The organism is Adhaeribacter sp. (assembly GCF_057359045.1).
Genome location: NZ_JBMQUD010000035.1, coordinates 26,459 through 39,417, shown reverse-complemented (window position 1 = coordinate 39,417; position 12,959 = coordinate 26,459). Strand labels below are relative to the sequence as shown.

14 protein-coding genes are annotated in these 12,959 nt (G+C 40.2%); 11 read left to right on the top strand and 3 right to left on the bottom strand.

The genetic code is table 11. The annotated features are described in order from the left end of the window. The first annotated feature begins 123 nt into the window (after window positions 1-123). Window positions 124-702, top strand: a complete 579-nt coding sequence (locus tag ACO1R6_RS05940) for an exonuclease domain-containing protein (RefSeq protein WP_486263030.1) — start codon at window positions 124-126, stop codon at window positions 700-702. A gap of 1 nt (window position 703) precedes the next feature. On the opposite strand, the gene ACO1R6_RS05935 is transcribed toward ACO1R6_RS05940, so the two are convergent. Further along, window positions 704-1,273 (bottom strand): hypothetical protein, encoded by a 570-nt coding sequence (locus ACO1R6_RS05935; protein ID WP_486263028.1) that lies wholly within the window; start codon window positions 1,271-1,273, stop codon window positions 704-706. A 416-nt stretch (window positions 1,274-1,689) separates the two neighbouring features. Here ACO1R6_RS05935 and ACO1R6_RS05930 point away from each other — a divergent pair, with 416 nt between their 5' ends. Beyond that, window positions 1,690-2,979 (top strand): dicarboxylate/amino acid:cation symporter, encoded by a 1,290-nt coding sequence (locus tag ACO1R6_RS05930; RefSeq protein WP_486263027.1) that lies wholly within the window; start codon window positions 1,690-1,692, stop codon window positions 2,977-2,979. Window positions 2,980-3,223: 244 nt separating this feature from the next. Here ACO1R6_RS05930 and ACO1R6_RS05925 read toward each other — a convergent pair whose 3' ends face one another. Next, window positions 3,224-4,546, bottom strand: a complete 1,323-nt coding sequence (locus tag ACO1R6_RS05925) for a BNR repeat-containing protein (RefSeq protein ID WP_486263026.1) — start codon at window positions 4,544-4,546, stop codon at window positions 3,224-3,226. A gap of 342 nt (window positions 4,547-4,888) precedes the next feature. Between ACO1R6_RS05925 and ACO1R6_RS05920 the strand changes: the two genes are divergently transcribed. The 9 genes from ACO1R6_RS05920 to ACO1R6_RS05880 all read left to right on the top strand — a co-directional run bounded on the left by ACO1R6_RS05920 (window position 4,889) and on the right by ACO1R6_RS05880 (window position 11,533). Further along, entirely contained in the window at window positions 4,889-5,725 is an 837-nt protein-coding gene (locus ACO1R6_RS05920; RefSeq protein ID WP_486263025.1) for a DUF2726 domain-containing protein, read from the top strand. Window positions 5,726-5,851: 126 nt separating this feature from the next. Then, entirely contained in the window at window positions 5,852-6,685 is an 834-nt protein-coding gene (locus ACO1R6_RS05915; RefSeq protein ID WP_486263023.1) for a hypothetical protein, read from the top strand. 223 nt (window positions 6,686-6,908) lie between these two features. After that, the gene (locus ACO1R6_RS05910) at window positions 6,909-7,235 is read left to right on the top strand and encodes an ArsR/SmtB family transcription factor (RefSeq protein WP_486263112.1); all 327 of its coding nucleotides are present in this window, start codon (window positions 6,909-6,911) and stop codon (window positions 7,233-7,235) included. A gap of 57 nt (window positions 7,236-7,292) precedes the next feature. Then, window positions 7,293-7,763, top strand: coding sequence for a DUF6428 family protein (locus tag ACO1R6_RS05905; RefSeq protein ID WP_486263022.1), 471 nt, complete (start codon window positions 7,293-7,295; stop codon window positions 7,761-7,763). 389 nt (window positions 7,764-8,152) lie between these two features. Beyond that, a complete protein-coding gene (locus ACO1R6_RS05900) occupies window positions 8,153-8,569 on the top strand; it encodes an arsenate reductase ArsC (RefSeq protein ID WP_486263020.1) in 417 nt (138 codons plus the stop codon). 143 nt (window positions 8,570-8,712) lie between these two features. Further along, window positions 8,713-9,264: an N-acetylmuramoyl-L-alanine amidase gene (locus ACO1R6_RS05895; RefSeq protein ID WP_486263019.1), complete on the top strand. Its 552-nt coding sequence runs from the start codon at window positions 8,713-8,715 to the stop codon at window positions 9,262-9,264. An 84-nt stretch (window positions 9,265-9,348) separates the two neighbouring features. After that, on the top strand, window positions 9,349-9,849 hold the full coding sequence (locus ACO1R6_RS05890) for a GNAT family N-acetyltransferase (RefSeq protein WP_486263018.1): 501 nt from the start codon (window positions 9,349-9,351) through the stop codon (window positions 9,847-9,849). Between the two features lie 138 nt (window positions 9,850-9,987). Continuing rightward, a complete protein-coding gene (locus ACO1R6_RS05885; protein ID WP_486263016.1) occupies window positions 9,988-10,539 on the top strand; it encodes a DNA-3-methyladenine glycosylase I in 552 nt (183 codons plus the stop codon). 166 nt (window positions 10,540-10,705) lie between these two features. Then, window positions 10,706-11,533 (top strand): CPBP family intramembrane glutamic endopeptidase, encoded by an 828-nt coding sequence (locus ACO1R6_RS05880; protein ID WP_486263014.1) that lies wholly within the window; start codon window positions 10,706-10,708, stop codon window positions 11,531-11,533. A gap of 44 nt (window positions 11,534-11,577) precedes the next feature. On the opposite strand, the gene ACO1R6_RS05875 is transcribed toward ACO1R6_RS05880, so the two are convergent. Beyond that, on the bottom strand, window positions 11,578-12,900 hold the full coding sequence (locus ACO1R6_RS05875; protein ID WP_486263013.1) for an FGGY-family carbohydrate kinase: 1,323 nt from the start codon (window positions 12,898-12,900) through the stop codon (window positions 11,578-11,580). Window positions 12,901-12,959 lie beyond the last annotated feature (59 nt).

Here is a 12,959-nt window from a genome sequence, read left to right as displayed (position 1 = left end):
GGTTTATTTTATTAATGATTGAAAATCAATATTATAAAATCGTATTGCTTACAACATAAAACGGACCACTAACTTATATAATAACAAGCACATCCAAAATAGGCGCAGGTCAGTATAAAAAGCATGCGCTACGTATCCATCGACTTAGAAACAACGGGTACCAACCCCAACCGCCACCAAATAATTGAGTTTGGTGCCGTAATAGAAAATACGAATAAAACCACGGAGCTCGAAAATCTGCCCCGGTTTAAACGCATTGTGAAACACCCCGAGTACCACGGGCAGGCTTTTGCCTTAAACCTGAATGCTCGTATTTTTCAGGAGTTGGTACAGCCTACAGGTGCCGCTACCATTTGCGAAGCCCACGAACTGGCCGCACAGTTTAAAGATTTTCTGGTTAATAATGGCTTTGAGCCCGACGAGGGAAAAGAGTATGTGCGACTGATTGCAGCCGGAAAAAATTTTGCAGCCTTTGATTTGGCTTTTCTCAAATGCCTGCCCCATTGGCGCGACCACATCCGGCTTAGCCAGCAAATATTAGATCCGGCCATTTTTTACCTGAACTTTAAAGAAGACGAAAGAATGCCTTCTTTGGAAGAATGTAAAAAACGTGCCGGCTTTACCGATACTACGGTTACACACGATGCCTTGGACGATGCTTTGGATGTGGTGCGGTTACTGCGCCAGCAGTACAACAGGTAAATCAGAAAATATACCGGAAAGATAAATTGGGCCGGAGGCCGTAAATATTATTGTACCGGTTAGCTAAACCATAACCACTAAAGCCCCAAATACCGGTTTTAATATCGGCAGATAAGGTAAAAGGTGCCTTTGGGAAAAAATACTCGGCGCCCAGCGTACCCAGAAAAGTAGTAGTGGTTGTCACTTTTTCTTTGGCCGGCTCGGGCAGGTTGGTTATCGGCTGGTAACGGTACACATCCAGGTTGGCGCCAGCCCCCAGGTACCAGGTCAGGTTATCGGCATCGGCAACCGGAAAATGTTTTTGCACCAATAAGCCCGAACTGATAATATTGCGGCCACCGGGTGTGAGTACGTATTCGATAGCCACATTTTCTTTAACAAAATGCTTTAACGTAAAACCTTTTGGGTTAAGAAAACCAAAGCCAATGCCGGTTAACTGTAAACCAACGGCTAAACGGTAAGGTGGGTCTGTTTTAACTACTGCGGAGGTAACCTGGGTACTATCCTGGGCCCAGGCGGCCGGGTAGCCCAGCAAAAACATAAGCATAAAAATGCTTAAAAAAGATTTCATAGTTTTAATGGTGGTTTTAATTAGGTCTCGCTTTAAAGAGCCAGAAAAACGTCCATTAGTTGCATGTACCCCTCAAAATATAATAAACCAGAACCGGTTTTCAGGCTGCTGTAAAGCTTTTACAAAAAGCGGGTAAACATAAGCCAGATTTTATGTTAAAGATAATTTAGCCGCAGGCTTAAAAATTTCTAACGGGCAAATTCATTTATGCTGGTTATTAGAATAATCTTTGGTGGTAAGATTAACTATTAATATTTTGCGGAATAAAATAAATATCCCTTATTACATCGCTTTTCCCAGGACATTTAAGCAGATAATCGGATTATAATAGAAAAGGCACTCGTTTTAACCGGGCCCGGCACAATTATAACTGTCTTCTTAGTCTTGCGGGCGAACAGCAGATTACAAAAAAATAAATGAAACGTCTTTCGCAAAACCTTACCTTCCGGGTACTTGTAGCCATTGTTTTGGGTATTTTGGTAGGTGCTTTTTTCCCCGACACCGGGGCCCAGCTTAAACCCATCGGCGATGTTTTTATTAACCTGATTAAAATGGTTATTGCGCCGGTTATTTTCCTAACCATTGTGCTGGGTATTAGCAGCATGGGCAATCTTAAAAAAGTGGGTCGGGTAGGGGGCAAAGCCTTGCTGTATTTTGAGATAGTAACCACGTTTGCTTTGGTTATAGGCATTGTAATTGCAAACCTGGCCAAGCCCGGCGCCGGTTTGGCGGTAAATAATTTAGCCAAAGGCGATATTTCTAATTACGAGAAAGGCGCGCAGGAAATTAACTGGGTCGATTTTTTTGTACACATTGTACCTTCTAACGTGGTAGAGGCCTTTGCCAAAGGCGATATTTTACAAGTGCTTTTGTTTTCGGTTTTGTTTGGCGTAGGCTTGTCTAAAATGGAAGCGGCCGGGCATTCGGTTATCGCTACGTTCGAGAAGTTATCGAAAATATTTTTTAACATTCTGGGCATGGTCATGAAGCTGGCGCCCATTGGGGCTTTTGGCGGTATGGCCTATAGTGTTGGTAAATTTGGCTTAGCCACTTTGCTGCCGTTGGGTAAATTAATGCTTAGTGTTTATGCCACCATGTTCCTGTTTATTTTTGTGGTGCTTAACCTTATTTGCCGCTTTTACGGTTTTAGTTTGTGGCGATATTTAAAGTTTATTAAAGAAGAAATCCTGATTGTACTGGGCACTTCTTCTTCTGAGTCGGTGTTGCCCCAGATTATGCGCAAACTAGAGCGCTTTGGCTGCTCAAAATCGGTGGTGGGCCTGGTTATTCCTACGGGCTATTCGTTTAACTTAGATGGTACTACCATTTATTTATCGATGGCGGTAATATTTCTGGCGCAGGTATTTGCTATTGATTTAAGTTTAACGCAGGAGTTAACCATTATTGGTATTTTAATGGTTACCTCTAAAGGTGCAGCGGCTGTAACCGGGGGCGGATTTATTGTGTTGGCCTCTACCTTAGGGGCATTAAAAGTTATTCCGGTAGAAGGTATGGCTTTACTGCTGGGCGTAGATCGGTTTATGTCGGAAGCGCGGGCTATTACGAATTTAATTGGCAATGGGGTAGCTACCATTGTTATAGCCAAAAGCGAAAACGAGTTTGACCCGGTGCGCCACGAACTGGCCCTGGCCGGTAAAACCATTGTACCGGAAGAAACCTTGGCCGAAGAAAAGGTATTACAATAATATTTGTTGCAGAAAGTGAGCAAAATCAAAAAAGAGCATCTAAATAAAAGGTGCTCTTTTCTATTTATAAATCTGCTTAGGGTTTTGTAAATGGCATAAACGGTTGACCTTGCCGGGTGTTTTCACCAGGAAGTAGTCTGATAAAAGCTTTCAATTTGACAGTGATATCACCACCACTGTTAGCAGTTAATCCATATAGGCAAACACGAAACAAGTTCTTTGTAAGAAATTATACCGGCCCTGTTTACGGTTTCTTTTCTAAGATATAAACTGGTTGCGGGGCTACATTTTCCAGTTTTTCTCCGTCGCCCTGGCCGGTACGTTGCACAAACAAATGCAAAATATTTGCTTTTTTCCAAAGTTCGGTATCATAGCTGGGTTCCCAATTGCCCAAAGGTTGGTTGTTTAAATCAGTTATTTGCCAGTTGTTTTTCTTTAAATCCAGGCATTGGGCCAGCGTTGCTTTGTCGTTGCGTTCTATGTCGCGGTAAACCAGGTAAACTGTTTTTTTACTGCCTTTGTCAGCAACCATTACCTGGGGCCGGGAAATCGGAATTTTCTTGGTGCCGCCACCACTTAAGCTAAAAGGTGTAGTACGGTTGGTAACCTGCCGGGATTGCCATTGCTGGCCATTGTGGTACACCACGTGGTACTGGGGAACGGTGGTGCCGGCTGGCCGCCAGTAAGTAGCAATATACGGGTTACCCGCCGCATCGGCGTACATCGAGGTTTGGTTAATGAGCTCACTTTTCTCCGGAATTTTCAGGGCGTATTCGGCCATACGGGCGTTAATGGGCATCTGGTATTTTTCGCCGTTACTTTTTTCCCAGGTTTTACCGCCATCGCTGGAACGGGCATAACAAAGGTCGTGGTTCGAGGCCACATCGGGCGTTTCGCGCCACACCCACGACAAATGCAAGGTGCCGTTTGCCGATACGGCCGCTTGCCAGTACGCATTTCTTTCGCCTTCGCCATCAATCAAAACATCGTGCAGTCTGGTCCATTCTTTCTTTACATGGTTGTATTGGTTTAAAACCAGGTTGCCGTTGCCGGAGCCGCCATCCCGGTACAAGAAAAGTAAATCGCCGTTGGGTAACCGGTAAAATTCGGGGTAGGTTACTTTGCTTTCGCCCTTAGCCGTCATGGGTAAAAGTTCGGTTAATTCCAGCGAGCCCGGTTTTACGCTGCGGCTGTACCGCAAAGGATTGTTGTGGTGGTCCCAGGACAGGTGCAGATAGCCTTGCCCATCTACTATTATGCTAATGACGTTGTGCGCATCGCGTACATTGCCCCGGTACTGCGTTCTAACTACTTCCCATTTTTGAGTATTTAGCTTGCGTTTGGCCAGTGTTACGTACCCCGCCGAATCGTAGTAAGCGGTAAATTGCTCGTTGTTATGGCTAACCACCGAATTTTTCCGGAACACGGCCACGTTTACCGCATTTTTAGACCAACCTAAGCCCACGGGATTTTGAGCCAGCAACGCGGGCGCCAAGCCTCCGGCCATAACCAGAAATAGAATAAAGCAACTTATCCCTAATTTTTTAATACCAGGTAATTTGTACATAAAGCAAATACATGAATTTTAATCTTTAAATATTAAACTAAATGCGATTAAAACTAAATTTTGTTTGATTAAATTTTATTTTAAGTGGTCGCGGCTTTAAAAGATATTTTATGTTCGAAAGGGATTATACATATCGAATTAACTTTTCTATATTTAGAAGTAAACCATTAACCAGTAGATTATTGCCCGGAAGGAGCTATTCTCCGGGGCTCGGTAAAAATTTATTTTAAATCCGCTTAAGCGGCTACTTGTTATATGGTTAAGATTACTCCACCCATAGTGCTAATAACCGGAACAAGTTCCGCTTATCGGGTAGTTAGCAGCAATAAATAAAATAATGAAATGAACATTGCTGAACAGTGCTTGTCATGTTTAAGCACAAAGGATTGGAAGAGTTTAAATAAAATTTTATCTAATAATTCTAACTGCAACGACTTAGCGGACAATCCAACTTTTAGCCTTTTTGAAAATTACCTAGTAAGTGAAATAAAACGATATGAAACAGAGGGTGATACTGGGCATTTTGCAGTACTAGCGAGATTGTTTCAATTGCATCAAGATAAAAACTCTTCCTTGAAATTTTCAGAGAATGGTCTGCAAAGGATTGCAGAGTACCTTTTCGACAAACATAGAACAGTTTCTTATGCTCAGGTACTAAAGAATAATCAAGATGCGCAGGTATTTCTCAAAGAGAATGACAAGGATATTGCTTCTCGCATTGAAACAAGTACAATTAGCGCGAACCTAAATGTCAAAATCGGAGAAACAGGAAAACTCTTGTTTCAAAAGGAAATATTTAATTCGCCTCAGGAGAAAGAACTTTATTTGGCAGCTTTTAATAGATTGGATAATGTAATCCTTTTACCTAATGCAGCATTAAGCACAATAATAGATTCAAAAGTCTGCAATTTACTTAACAAGGAAGTAGCAAGCTTCTTTTTCAAATCAACGATTGATTTATGTATCGTAGACAAGAATACCTATAAACCGATTTACTTTATTGAACTCGATAGTAGCTGGCATGACTTAGAGCATAGCAGGAATAATGACGAGAAAAAAGACCTAATATTCCAAACTGCCGGTTTCACTCTCCACCGCTTACGAAAGAAGGAAAATAGAAGTATGATAGAAGTTTTTGAAATGTTCCTAAATAAAATTACGCAAGCTAACAACGTGTAAACGTCAGCATCGGCCGACGGCCTCGCCGTCGTTTACACAAGTACGTTAGGGCATATTAAACTCACACCTAAAAAATTGAGCAGAATTGAAATAATAACTTTCTGAGACCTCAATAAAAAAACATCTATGGAAAATAGTTTAGAAGAAAAGATTAAGGCTCTCGAATTAATGAATTTGCAAGAATTAAGTATTGAGGATATTCGAACAAATTTATATAAAGCTACAGGATTACCATATAACAATTTCCCCTTTGTAACAGGTTCGAGAATATTTAGAGGCCAAGTGTGTGATGAAAAGCCATTTGACCAAATATCCAGATTATCTTATAATCCAAAGCCTGCAACACAATTAGGTCGAGCTAATTTAGAAGGGGAAAGTGTATTTTATGCAGCAGGTTCAATTGATAATGCAGCAATTGAAGCTTGTCAAGATGAATTAAGGAAAAGTGATAAAAGTGTGTTTTTTATTACTATTGGTGAGTGGAAACTCAAGAGAGATATTGAAATCAACCTAATCTGTCACTCAGATAAAGCTCAATCAACTGGTACAAATATCCCTATTGCTGTAGAATCGCTTGAACCAAAAATGAGAGAAGGTCGAACCGATGAAGATTATAAAACATTATTAAAAAAGAACATCTTTTTTGCGAACCAATTTGCAAAGGCTAATATTGAGACATGTAAAGACTATGCTTACAGTGCAATATATTCATCTCAATTATTACATAATGATAAAAGAATATGCGATGGAATTTGTTTTCCCAGTGTAGCCTATAAATTAAGAGGTTTCAATTTTGTTTTTTCAAAAGATGTATTTGATAATGGATATTTTGAGTTCGTTGCAGCTTATTTTTTAAAGTTGACATTTGAGAATAAAGATATGTATCCCAAAATAGAAAAATTGAATAGGTCTGAGAGTATTGAAAATGGAACTATTAAATGGAAAAATAACATGCCCTAACAAGCGGTTATAAAACATTGGGGTTTAAGTGGTCTGTCAAACATTCTGCCTCGCAACAAGGTTCGTATCGGGTGATAAGAACGCAGCCTCAATTTCCCCAAAGTTTCATACCGCCGTCCGTTAACACCAATCAAAACCAGTTTCCTCAATTTTAATTTAAAGCATGATTAATTTGGCTTATAATCTTCTTTATCGTAATATTGCGATTAGTAAAATTAACCTAATGGGTACCACCAAGAAAGAAAACTTTACCGATGCGCAAAACCAATTGGCAACCATTGCCAAAGCCTTGGGGCATCCGGCCAGGATTGCCATTATTGAATATTTGCTAAAGGTAAACGCGTGTATTTGTGGCGACATTGTGAATGAACTGCCTTTGGCCCAACCAACCGTTTCGCAGCATTTAAAAGAACTTAAAAACGCCGGACTCATTAAAGGCAACATTGAGGGTAACGCCATTTGCTATTGCCTCGACGAGAAAAACTTTTACTTGCTAAAAGCTTATTTTTCTAATGTTTTAGACACCATTACGTCTAAAAAATGCTGTTAAAACTTTTTTCGCATTACACCATCGTAATATTACAATAAACCTTTTAAACCAAATAAAATGAAATTATCAGAAGTAAAAGCAATTTTGCCAACCTTAGAGAACGTTGCCTTTGAATTGGAAAACGGGAGTTTTGTTCCCGAACATTTTCATGTTACCGAGGTGGGCATTATTACCAAAAATTTTATTGATTGTGGAGGCGTAATCCGCAACGAAAAAGTTGTGAACTTTCAGCTTTGGGATGCCAACGATTTTGAGCATCGGTTAAAACCCAAAAAATTGCTCAGCATAATAAAGCTTTCGGAAGAAAAATTAGGAATCGAGGATTTAGAAATTGAGGTAGAATACCAAAGTAATACAATTGGCAAATACCAGTTAGATTTTAATGGCAATACCTTTGTGTTAAAAAGCAAAACAACGGCTTGTTTGGCAAAAGATGCCTGCGGCGTACCGGCCGAGAAAAAAGAACTTAGTTTCATAACGTTACAAACTACTTCGGCTGGTTGTACCCCCAATTCGGGTTGCTGCTAATTATAGCTGTTGGAACAAATAGCTAAAATGTAGCTATCTTAAAAAACTAATTTAGCTCCCCAACTTAGTTCAAGAGGCATTGGTGTTAACACTACGATACAAAAATCAAATGCCTCATTTGCTTTAAATTTTATTTTCTACTTCCGTTATATTCGGAGGAAATCTTCTGGGTAGAAAGCCATATCGGTAACTTATTGTAAAGCTTAATTACCTGTTTAACTTTCTGAACAAAAGAATCTTTTGGAACCAAGGTTCTGGAGTTCTTCAAATGCTGCAAAATGAACCAGAGTAAGTTATGTATGCTGATGGCAGGGGGTAGAGGTAGTTGTTTTTTAGATTTGTATCTGACAAGTTCTGGTTAAATATTAATTAAATATTAGATTAAAAACATGAAAAAAAAGATACTTGTGCTTTGCACCGGCAATAGTTGCAGAAGCCAGATAGCGGAAGCTTACTTGCGGCATTTTGCCGGCGATAAAGCCGAAATCTATAGTGCCGGCATCGAAACGCACGGCGTAAACCCCAAAGCAATTGCCACCATGCAAGAAGACGGCATTGATATTGCGGGCCATACCTCTAATCACGTAGATGAATACCGCAACCTGGATTTTGATTTTGTACTTACAGTTTGCGATAATGCCCAGGAACGTTGTCCTGTTTTCCCGTCTAAGGCTCAGAAATTTCATCATAATTTCCCCGACCCGGCCAAAGCTACCGGAACCGACGAAGAAGTAAAAGCAGAATTCAGAGAGGTACGGCAACAGATAAAAGATTACTGCCAGCATTTTGTAAAAACAAATTTGTAAATTGAAGGCTGCTGCCAGTCTGAAATACAAAGTTTATTCTTACTTCAGGGGCTGGTGCTGCCGTATTTAAAGCAATATTATTGGGGTTTAATCTTATGAAGAATTTATTTAAATGCTTAGTTCTTTCGTTAACCGTAATATTAATGTCTTTTAAGCCATATAAAAACAACAAGGTTATAGTAATTGATGTGGGGCACGGCGGTAAAGATTTTGGTTATATTGCCGGCGGCGCTTATGAAAAGGAAATTGTTGGAAATATTGCTCAGAAAATACAAGCCTTTAACCAGGATAATACTATCCAACTAATTCTGATTGGGCGTTCTGATAGTAGTACTTCGGTTGGTATGCGGGTAGAAAAGATAAACCAGCTTAAGCCCGATTTGGTTATTTCCCTGCATCTGGGAATGAGCGAAGATAAAGCAGCCAAAGGCGTTGCCGCATTGGTAAGTGAGCAAAACCCATATTTTAAAGAATCGCTGGTGCACGCCCAAAAACTCGTGCGGGTAGTGGCCAAAAAAGATTTACCAGCCGGCGAAGTTAAAAAAACAAATCAGCTTATTTTAAAAGATTCACTTAGTCCGGCAGTAACATTAGAATTAGGTTTTTTATCGAACGAAGCCGATAAAAATTATTTAATGAGCGATAAAGGCCAAACCCAATTGGCCAAAAGCATACTTGCCTACCTGCATAAGTAAACTGCCGCCAGAATTTAGATTAACCAGATTGTTTTATTTCAGGGGCCAAAATAATGTTTCTGTTTGTTAATTTTATTTAAGAAAATGGTAGCGTTTACAGATATTACTACGGCCAGACTTAAGCTTACGCGCCTGTCGGTAGTCGATCACGCTTTTATCCGGGAGTTGCTTAATACCAACGGGTGGCTACAATTTATTGGCGACAGAAAGGTATATTCTACTGCGGATGCGATTGGCTATATAAACAAGGTAAACGGCACCCCAGCTTGTTATTATTGGGTGGTTAGGCTTAAAGATTCATACGTGCCGGTCGGGGTAATTACTTTTATGAAACGAAGCTACCTGGCGCATTTTGATATTGGCTTTGCCTTTCTGCCCCAATATTTTGGCCAGGGTTACGCGTACGAAGCGGCAAAAGAAGTTCTAATACACGTAACCACCAAATCCGGTACAACCACCATTTTGGCCACTACCAAGCCCAATAATGTAAGTTCTATAAAGTTGTTAACCAAACTGGGGCTACAGTTTGATAAAGAGATTAAAGTTGAAAATAATAAATTATTGCTTTATTCCGGTACCTTCTAACACTTTGCCTTTGTTGTTAAAAGCTAAATTACGCTGAAATATTGATATTATGATTTCAGTTACTAATTAGCGCTATTAGCTATAATTGCTAGTTTCACTTATATAAAATTTACCTGCTATTTTTCAAATTATACCCACATGTCTTATTGCCAGTACATCGAAATCATGCAACCTGCCGAGAAAAAGGCCCTGCATAAAAATTACCACGATTTACATTATGGTTTCCCCATTTACGATGATAATGAGTTATTTGGGCGGTTAATACTGGAAATTAACCAGGCGGGTTTAAGTTGGGAAACCATTTTAAAGAAAGAAGCCACTTTCCGGCAAGCCTATGATAATTTCGATATTAAAAAAGTGGCCGCTTACACTTTAGAAGACCAGGAACGCCTTTTAAACAATCCGGGCATTATCCGGAACCGGTTAAAAATTAATGCCGCTATCGAAAATGCCAAAACCATTCTGGTCCTGCAGCAGGAATTTGGCTCTTTTGAAAAATGGCTGGAAATGCATCATCCTAAAAACAAGCCCGAATGGGTAAAGCTGTTTAAGAAAACTTTCCGTTTTACCGGCGGCGAAATTGTAAACGAATTTTTAATGAGTATTGGCTATTTACCCGGTGCCCACCACCCCGGTTGCCCCGTTTACGAAAAAATATTAACCCATAATCCCAAGTGGCTCCAAAATTAAAAGCCAGTGTTTGGTTTATATTTGATGTGCACTCAGTGCAAATTCTGCAATAGCTGAGTTAGAGAAGAAAAGGTTTAAGTTGTTTATGCATACAAATCTTACTTTTCTTGCCCGGAGTTTAAACACTCTTATTGTAAATGAAAATTATAAATAAATATAAAAATAGATGATAGCAGAAAGCACAAGCAGTTACCCCGATAAAAGACAAAGTTGGGGAATTGTAGGCCTTGTAATTCTTTCTATGGTATTGCTGAGCCCGGTGAGTTTGGTACTAGATAAATTTACCACCAAAGAAATATCCTTTTTCTTTTATTACCTTATAGCCATGGGCATTCCTTTCTGGATTGTGCACCGCCGGAAAGTAAATCGGACGGGTGTAAATGGGTATAATTTTACTTTGGGCTCGGCTAAAACAATTGCGTTGGTGGCAGTAACAATGGTAGCACTGCAAATAGGCGTGGTATCGCCGCTTGTTTATTTATTGCCTATGCCCGAATTTGTGAAAGATTTATTTTTAAAATTTGCCGAGCAAAAAGGTTTTTTCTCTTTTATCACCCTGGTTATTGCTGCTCCCGTATTGGAAGAATTGATATTTAGGGGCATCATTTTGAACGGGCTCTTACAAAAATATGCCCCGGTAAAAGCTATCTTTTTTTCAAGTATATTGTTTGGCCTGGTGCATTTAAACCCCTGGCAATTTCTGGGTGCTTTTGTAGGGGGTATTTTTATGGGCTGGGTTTATTATAAAACCCGGAAACTAACCTTAACAATTCTGATTCATTTGGTTAATAACCTTGCAGCTTTTGTGTCGTTGCATTTTTCTGATGCCAAAGCCATGATGGATAAACCTTTGCCGGAAATGTACGGCGGTTATGTAAATTTGAGTTTAACGATAGTGGCAGCAATATTTACGTTGGCCGCGGGCTTGTATTACTTAAATGCCGAATTTAAGCGTTCTGAGAACAGCCTGGATCCGGCAGTGCAACCGGTATAAACCAAAAGAATTAATGCCATTCAGAGGGCAAAGCGGCGCGGTGTTTACCAAACATTCATCAGCATGGCGGCACCCAAAGCCGTTCCCTGCGAATTTTCTGAAACAACAATACTTAAATTGGGGAAACTATCCTGCAACAGGTGCATAAATATTTTGTTTTTGCTGAACCCGCCGTCTACCAGTAAATATTGGAAATTATCTAGGTTGTATTCGGCGGCTAGCCGGATGGCATCTATCTGGGGTTCGGTTATTTTTTGCATCAGCGCATGGTAGGCTTCTTCATAACTATCGAACTGGGTACAATCTAAATCTATGTTTAAACGGGCGGTGGGCTGCAATTGGGTTGATTCTGTTGTATTGGCTGCTACTGGTTCTAAAGCCGCCGCTTTAACGTACGCTGGGTTAAAATTAACTATCTTAAAATAATCGGTGGGTTTCTGAAAATGCGCCGCTAATTTTTTTACCTGTTCTTCGTGTTCATTGCCAATAAATACCCGCGAGGCTTTTACCGGATTACCGCTGTAAGTAATATAAGTTAAGCAGTCGCGTTGCAGTTCGGCTTTGGTAAGGTTTTCTTGGGCAAACGGATTTAGCGTAATCCCCCAGGTACCCGTAGACAAGAGCAAAAACGGATCGGTGTATTTGTGTAAATAAGGAATTAAAGCCGCCGAGCTGTCGTGCAGACCAATGCCGGCCGGAATACGTTTTTTCCGGAAGGTGGTGTTAAATTTATTCGTGTGCTCGGTTATACGGGGCAGCAGGCTGATAATATTTTCTTCGTACACCCAGTTGTGGTAATGTTTGGCTTCAAAATTCCACAAAGCGGTGTGGCAGCCAATACTGGTAAATTCTGAAACCATGTTGCCCGTAAATAAAAAAGCACAATATTGCGGCAGGTGCAACGAGGTTTTAACTTTAGAAAACAGCTCGGGCTTTTTGTACTTAAGCCAATAAATCTGTAAACCTGAGTTTAACATACCCAGAATGGGCGAAGCAGTAACCGTGGCAAATGATAATTTATCGCCGTAGCGGCCGTAAAACTGTTTTTCTAAATCTTCCGGAAAGGGTTTTAAATAATTGTAAAGCGGGGTGGCCGGTTTGTTTTGGGCATTTAAATGCACAAAGCTGGCGCCATACGTGGTAAAGTTTACCCCAATAATTTCGAACCGCAGGTCAGCTTCCAGTTCTTTCCAGGTGGCCAGCAGCCAGGCCGTTAATTTATCCAGGTCTTCACAGGGCTCGCCATCATCGTCGGTAATTTCGGCAAAGCGGGTTTCTATTTCGTGAATGATGTTAAAATAATGATCGAATAGAATACACTTTTTATTTGTTTTACCAATATCGAAAACGGCGACACAAGGAACCATAATTTAATATTTTAAACTTTAATGTAAAGGCAATGCAAGCCGGCAAAAGGCTCTTAGGT

What these genes read in the sequence shown, in the direction of transcription:
- ACO1R6_RS05940 (WP_486263030.1), top strand. Translation starts at nt 124, where the DNA reads ATGCGCTACGTATCCATCGACTTAGAAACAACGGGTACCAACCCCAAC.
- ACO1R6_RS05935 (WP_486263028.1), bottom strand. Translation starts at nt 1,273, where the DNA reads ATGAAATCTTTTTTAAGCATTTTTATGCTTATGTTTTTGCTGGGCTAC.
- ACO1R6_RS05930 (WP_486263027.1), top strand. Translation starts at nt 1,690, where the DNA reads ATGAAACGTCTTTCGCAAAACCTTACCTTCCGGGTACTTGTAGCCATT.
- ACO1R6_RS05925 (WP_486263026.1), bottom strand. Translation starts at nt 4,546, where the DNA reads ATGTACAAATTACCTGGTATTAAAAAATTAGGGATAAGTTGCTTTATT.
- ACO1R6_RS05920 (WP_486263025.1), top strand. Translation starts at nt 4,889, where the DNA reads ATGAACATTGCTGAACAGTGCTTGTCATGTTTAAGCACAAAGGATTGG.
- ACO1R6_RS05915 (WP_486263023.1), top strand. Translation starts at nt 5,852, where the DNA reads ATGGAAAATAGTTTAGAAGAAAAGATTAAGGCTCTCGAATTAATGAAT.
- ACO1R6_RS05910 (WP_486263112.1), top strand. Translation starts at nt 6,909, where the DNA reads ATGGGTACCACCAAGAAAGAAAACTTTACCGATGCGCAAAACCAATTG.
- ACO1R6_RS05905 (WP_486263022.1), top strand. Translation starts at nt 7,293, where the DNA reads ATGAAATTATCAGAAGTAAAAGCAATTTTGCCAACCTTAGAGAACGTT.
- ACO1R6_RS05900 (WP_486263020.1), top strand. Translation starts at nt 8,153, where the DNA reads ATGAAAAAAAAGATACTTGTGCTTTGCACCGGCAATAGTTGCAGAAGC.
- ACO1R6_RS05895 (WP_486263019.1), top strand. Translation starts at nt 8,713, where the DNA reads ATGTCTTTTAAGCCATATAAAAACAACAAGGTTATAGTAATTGATGTG.
- ACO1R6_RS05890 (WP_486263018.1), top strand. Translation starts at nt 9,349, where the DNA reads ATGGTAGCGTTTACAGATATTACTACGGCCAGACTTAAGCTTACGCGC.
- ACO1R6_RS05885 (WP_486263016.1), top strand. Translation starts at nt 9,988, where the DNA reads ATGTCTTATTGCCAGTACATCGAAATCATGCAACCTGCCGAGAAAAAG.
- ACO1R6_RS05880 (WP_486263014.1), top strand. Translation starts at nt 10,706, where the DNA reads ATGATAGCAGAAAGCACAAGCAGTTACCCCGATAAAAGACAAAGTTGG.
- ACO1R6_RS05875 (WP_486263013.1), bottom strand. Translation starts at nt 12,900, where the DNA reads ATGGTTCCTTGTGTCGCCGTTTTCGATATTGGTAAAACAAATAAAAAG.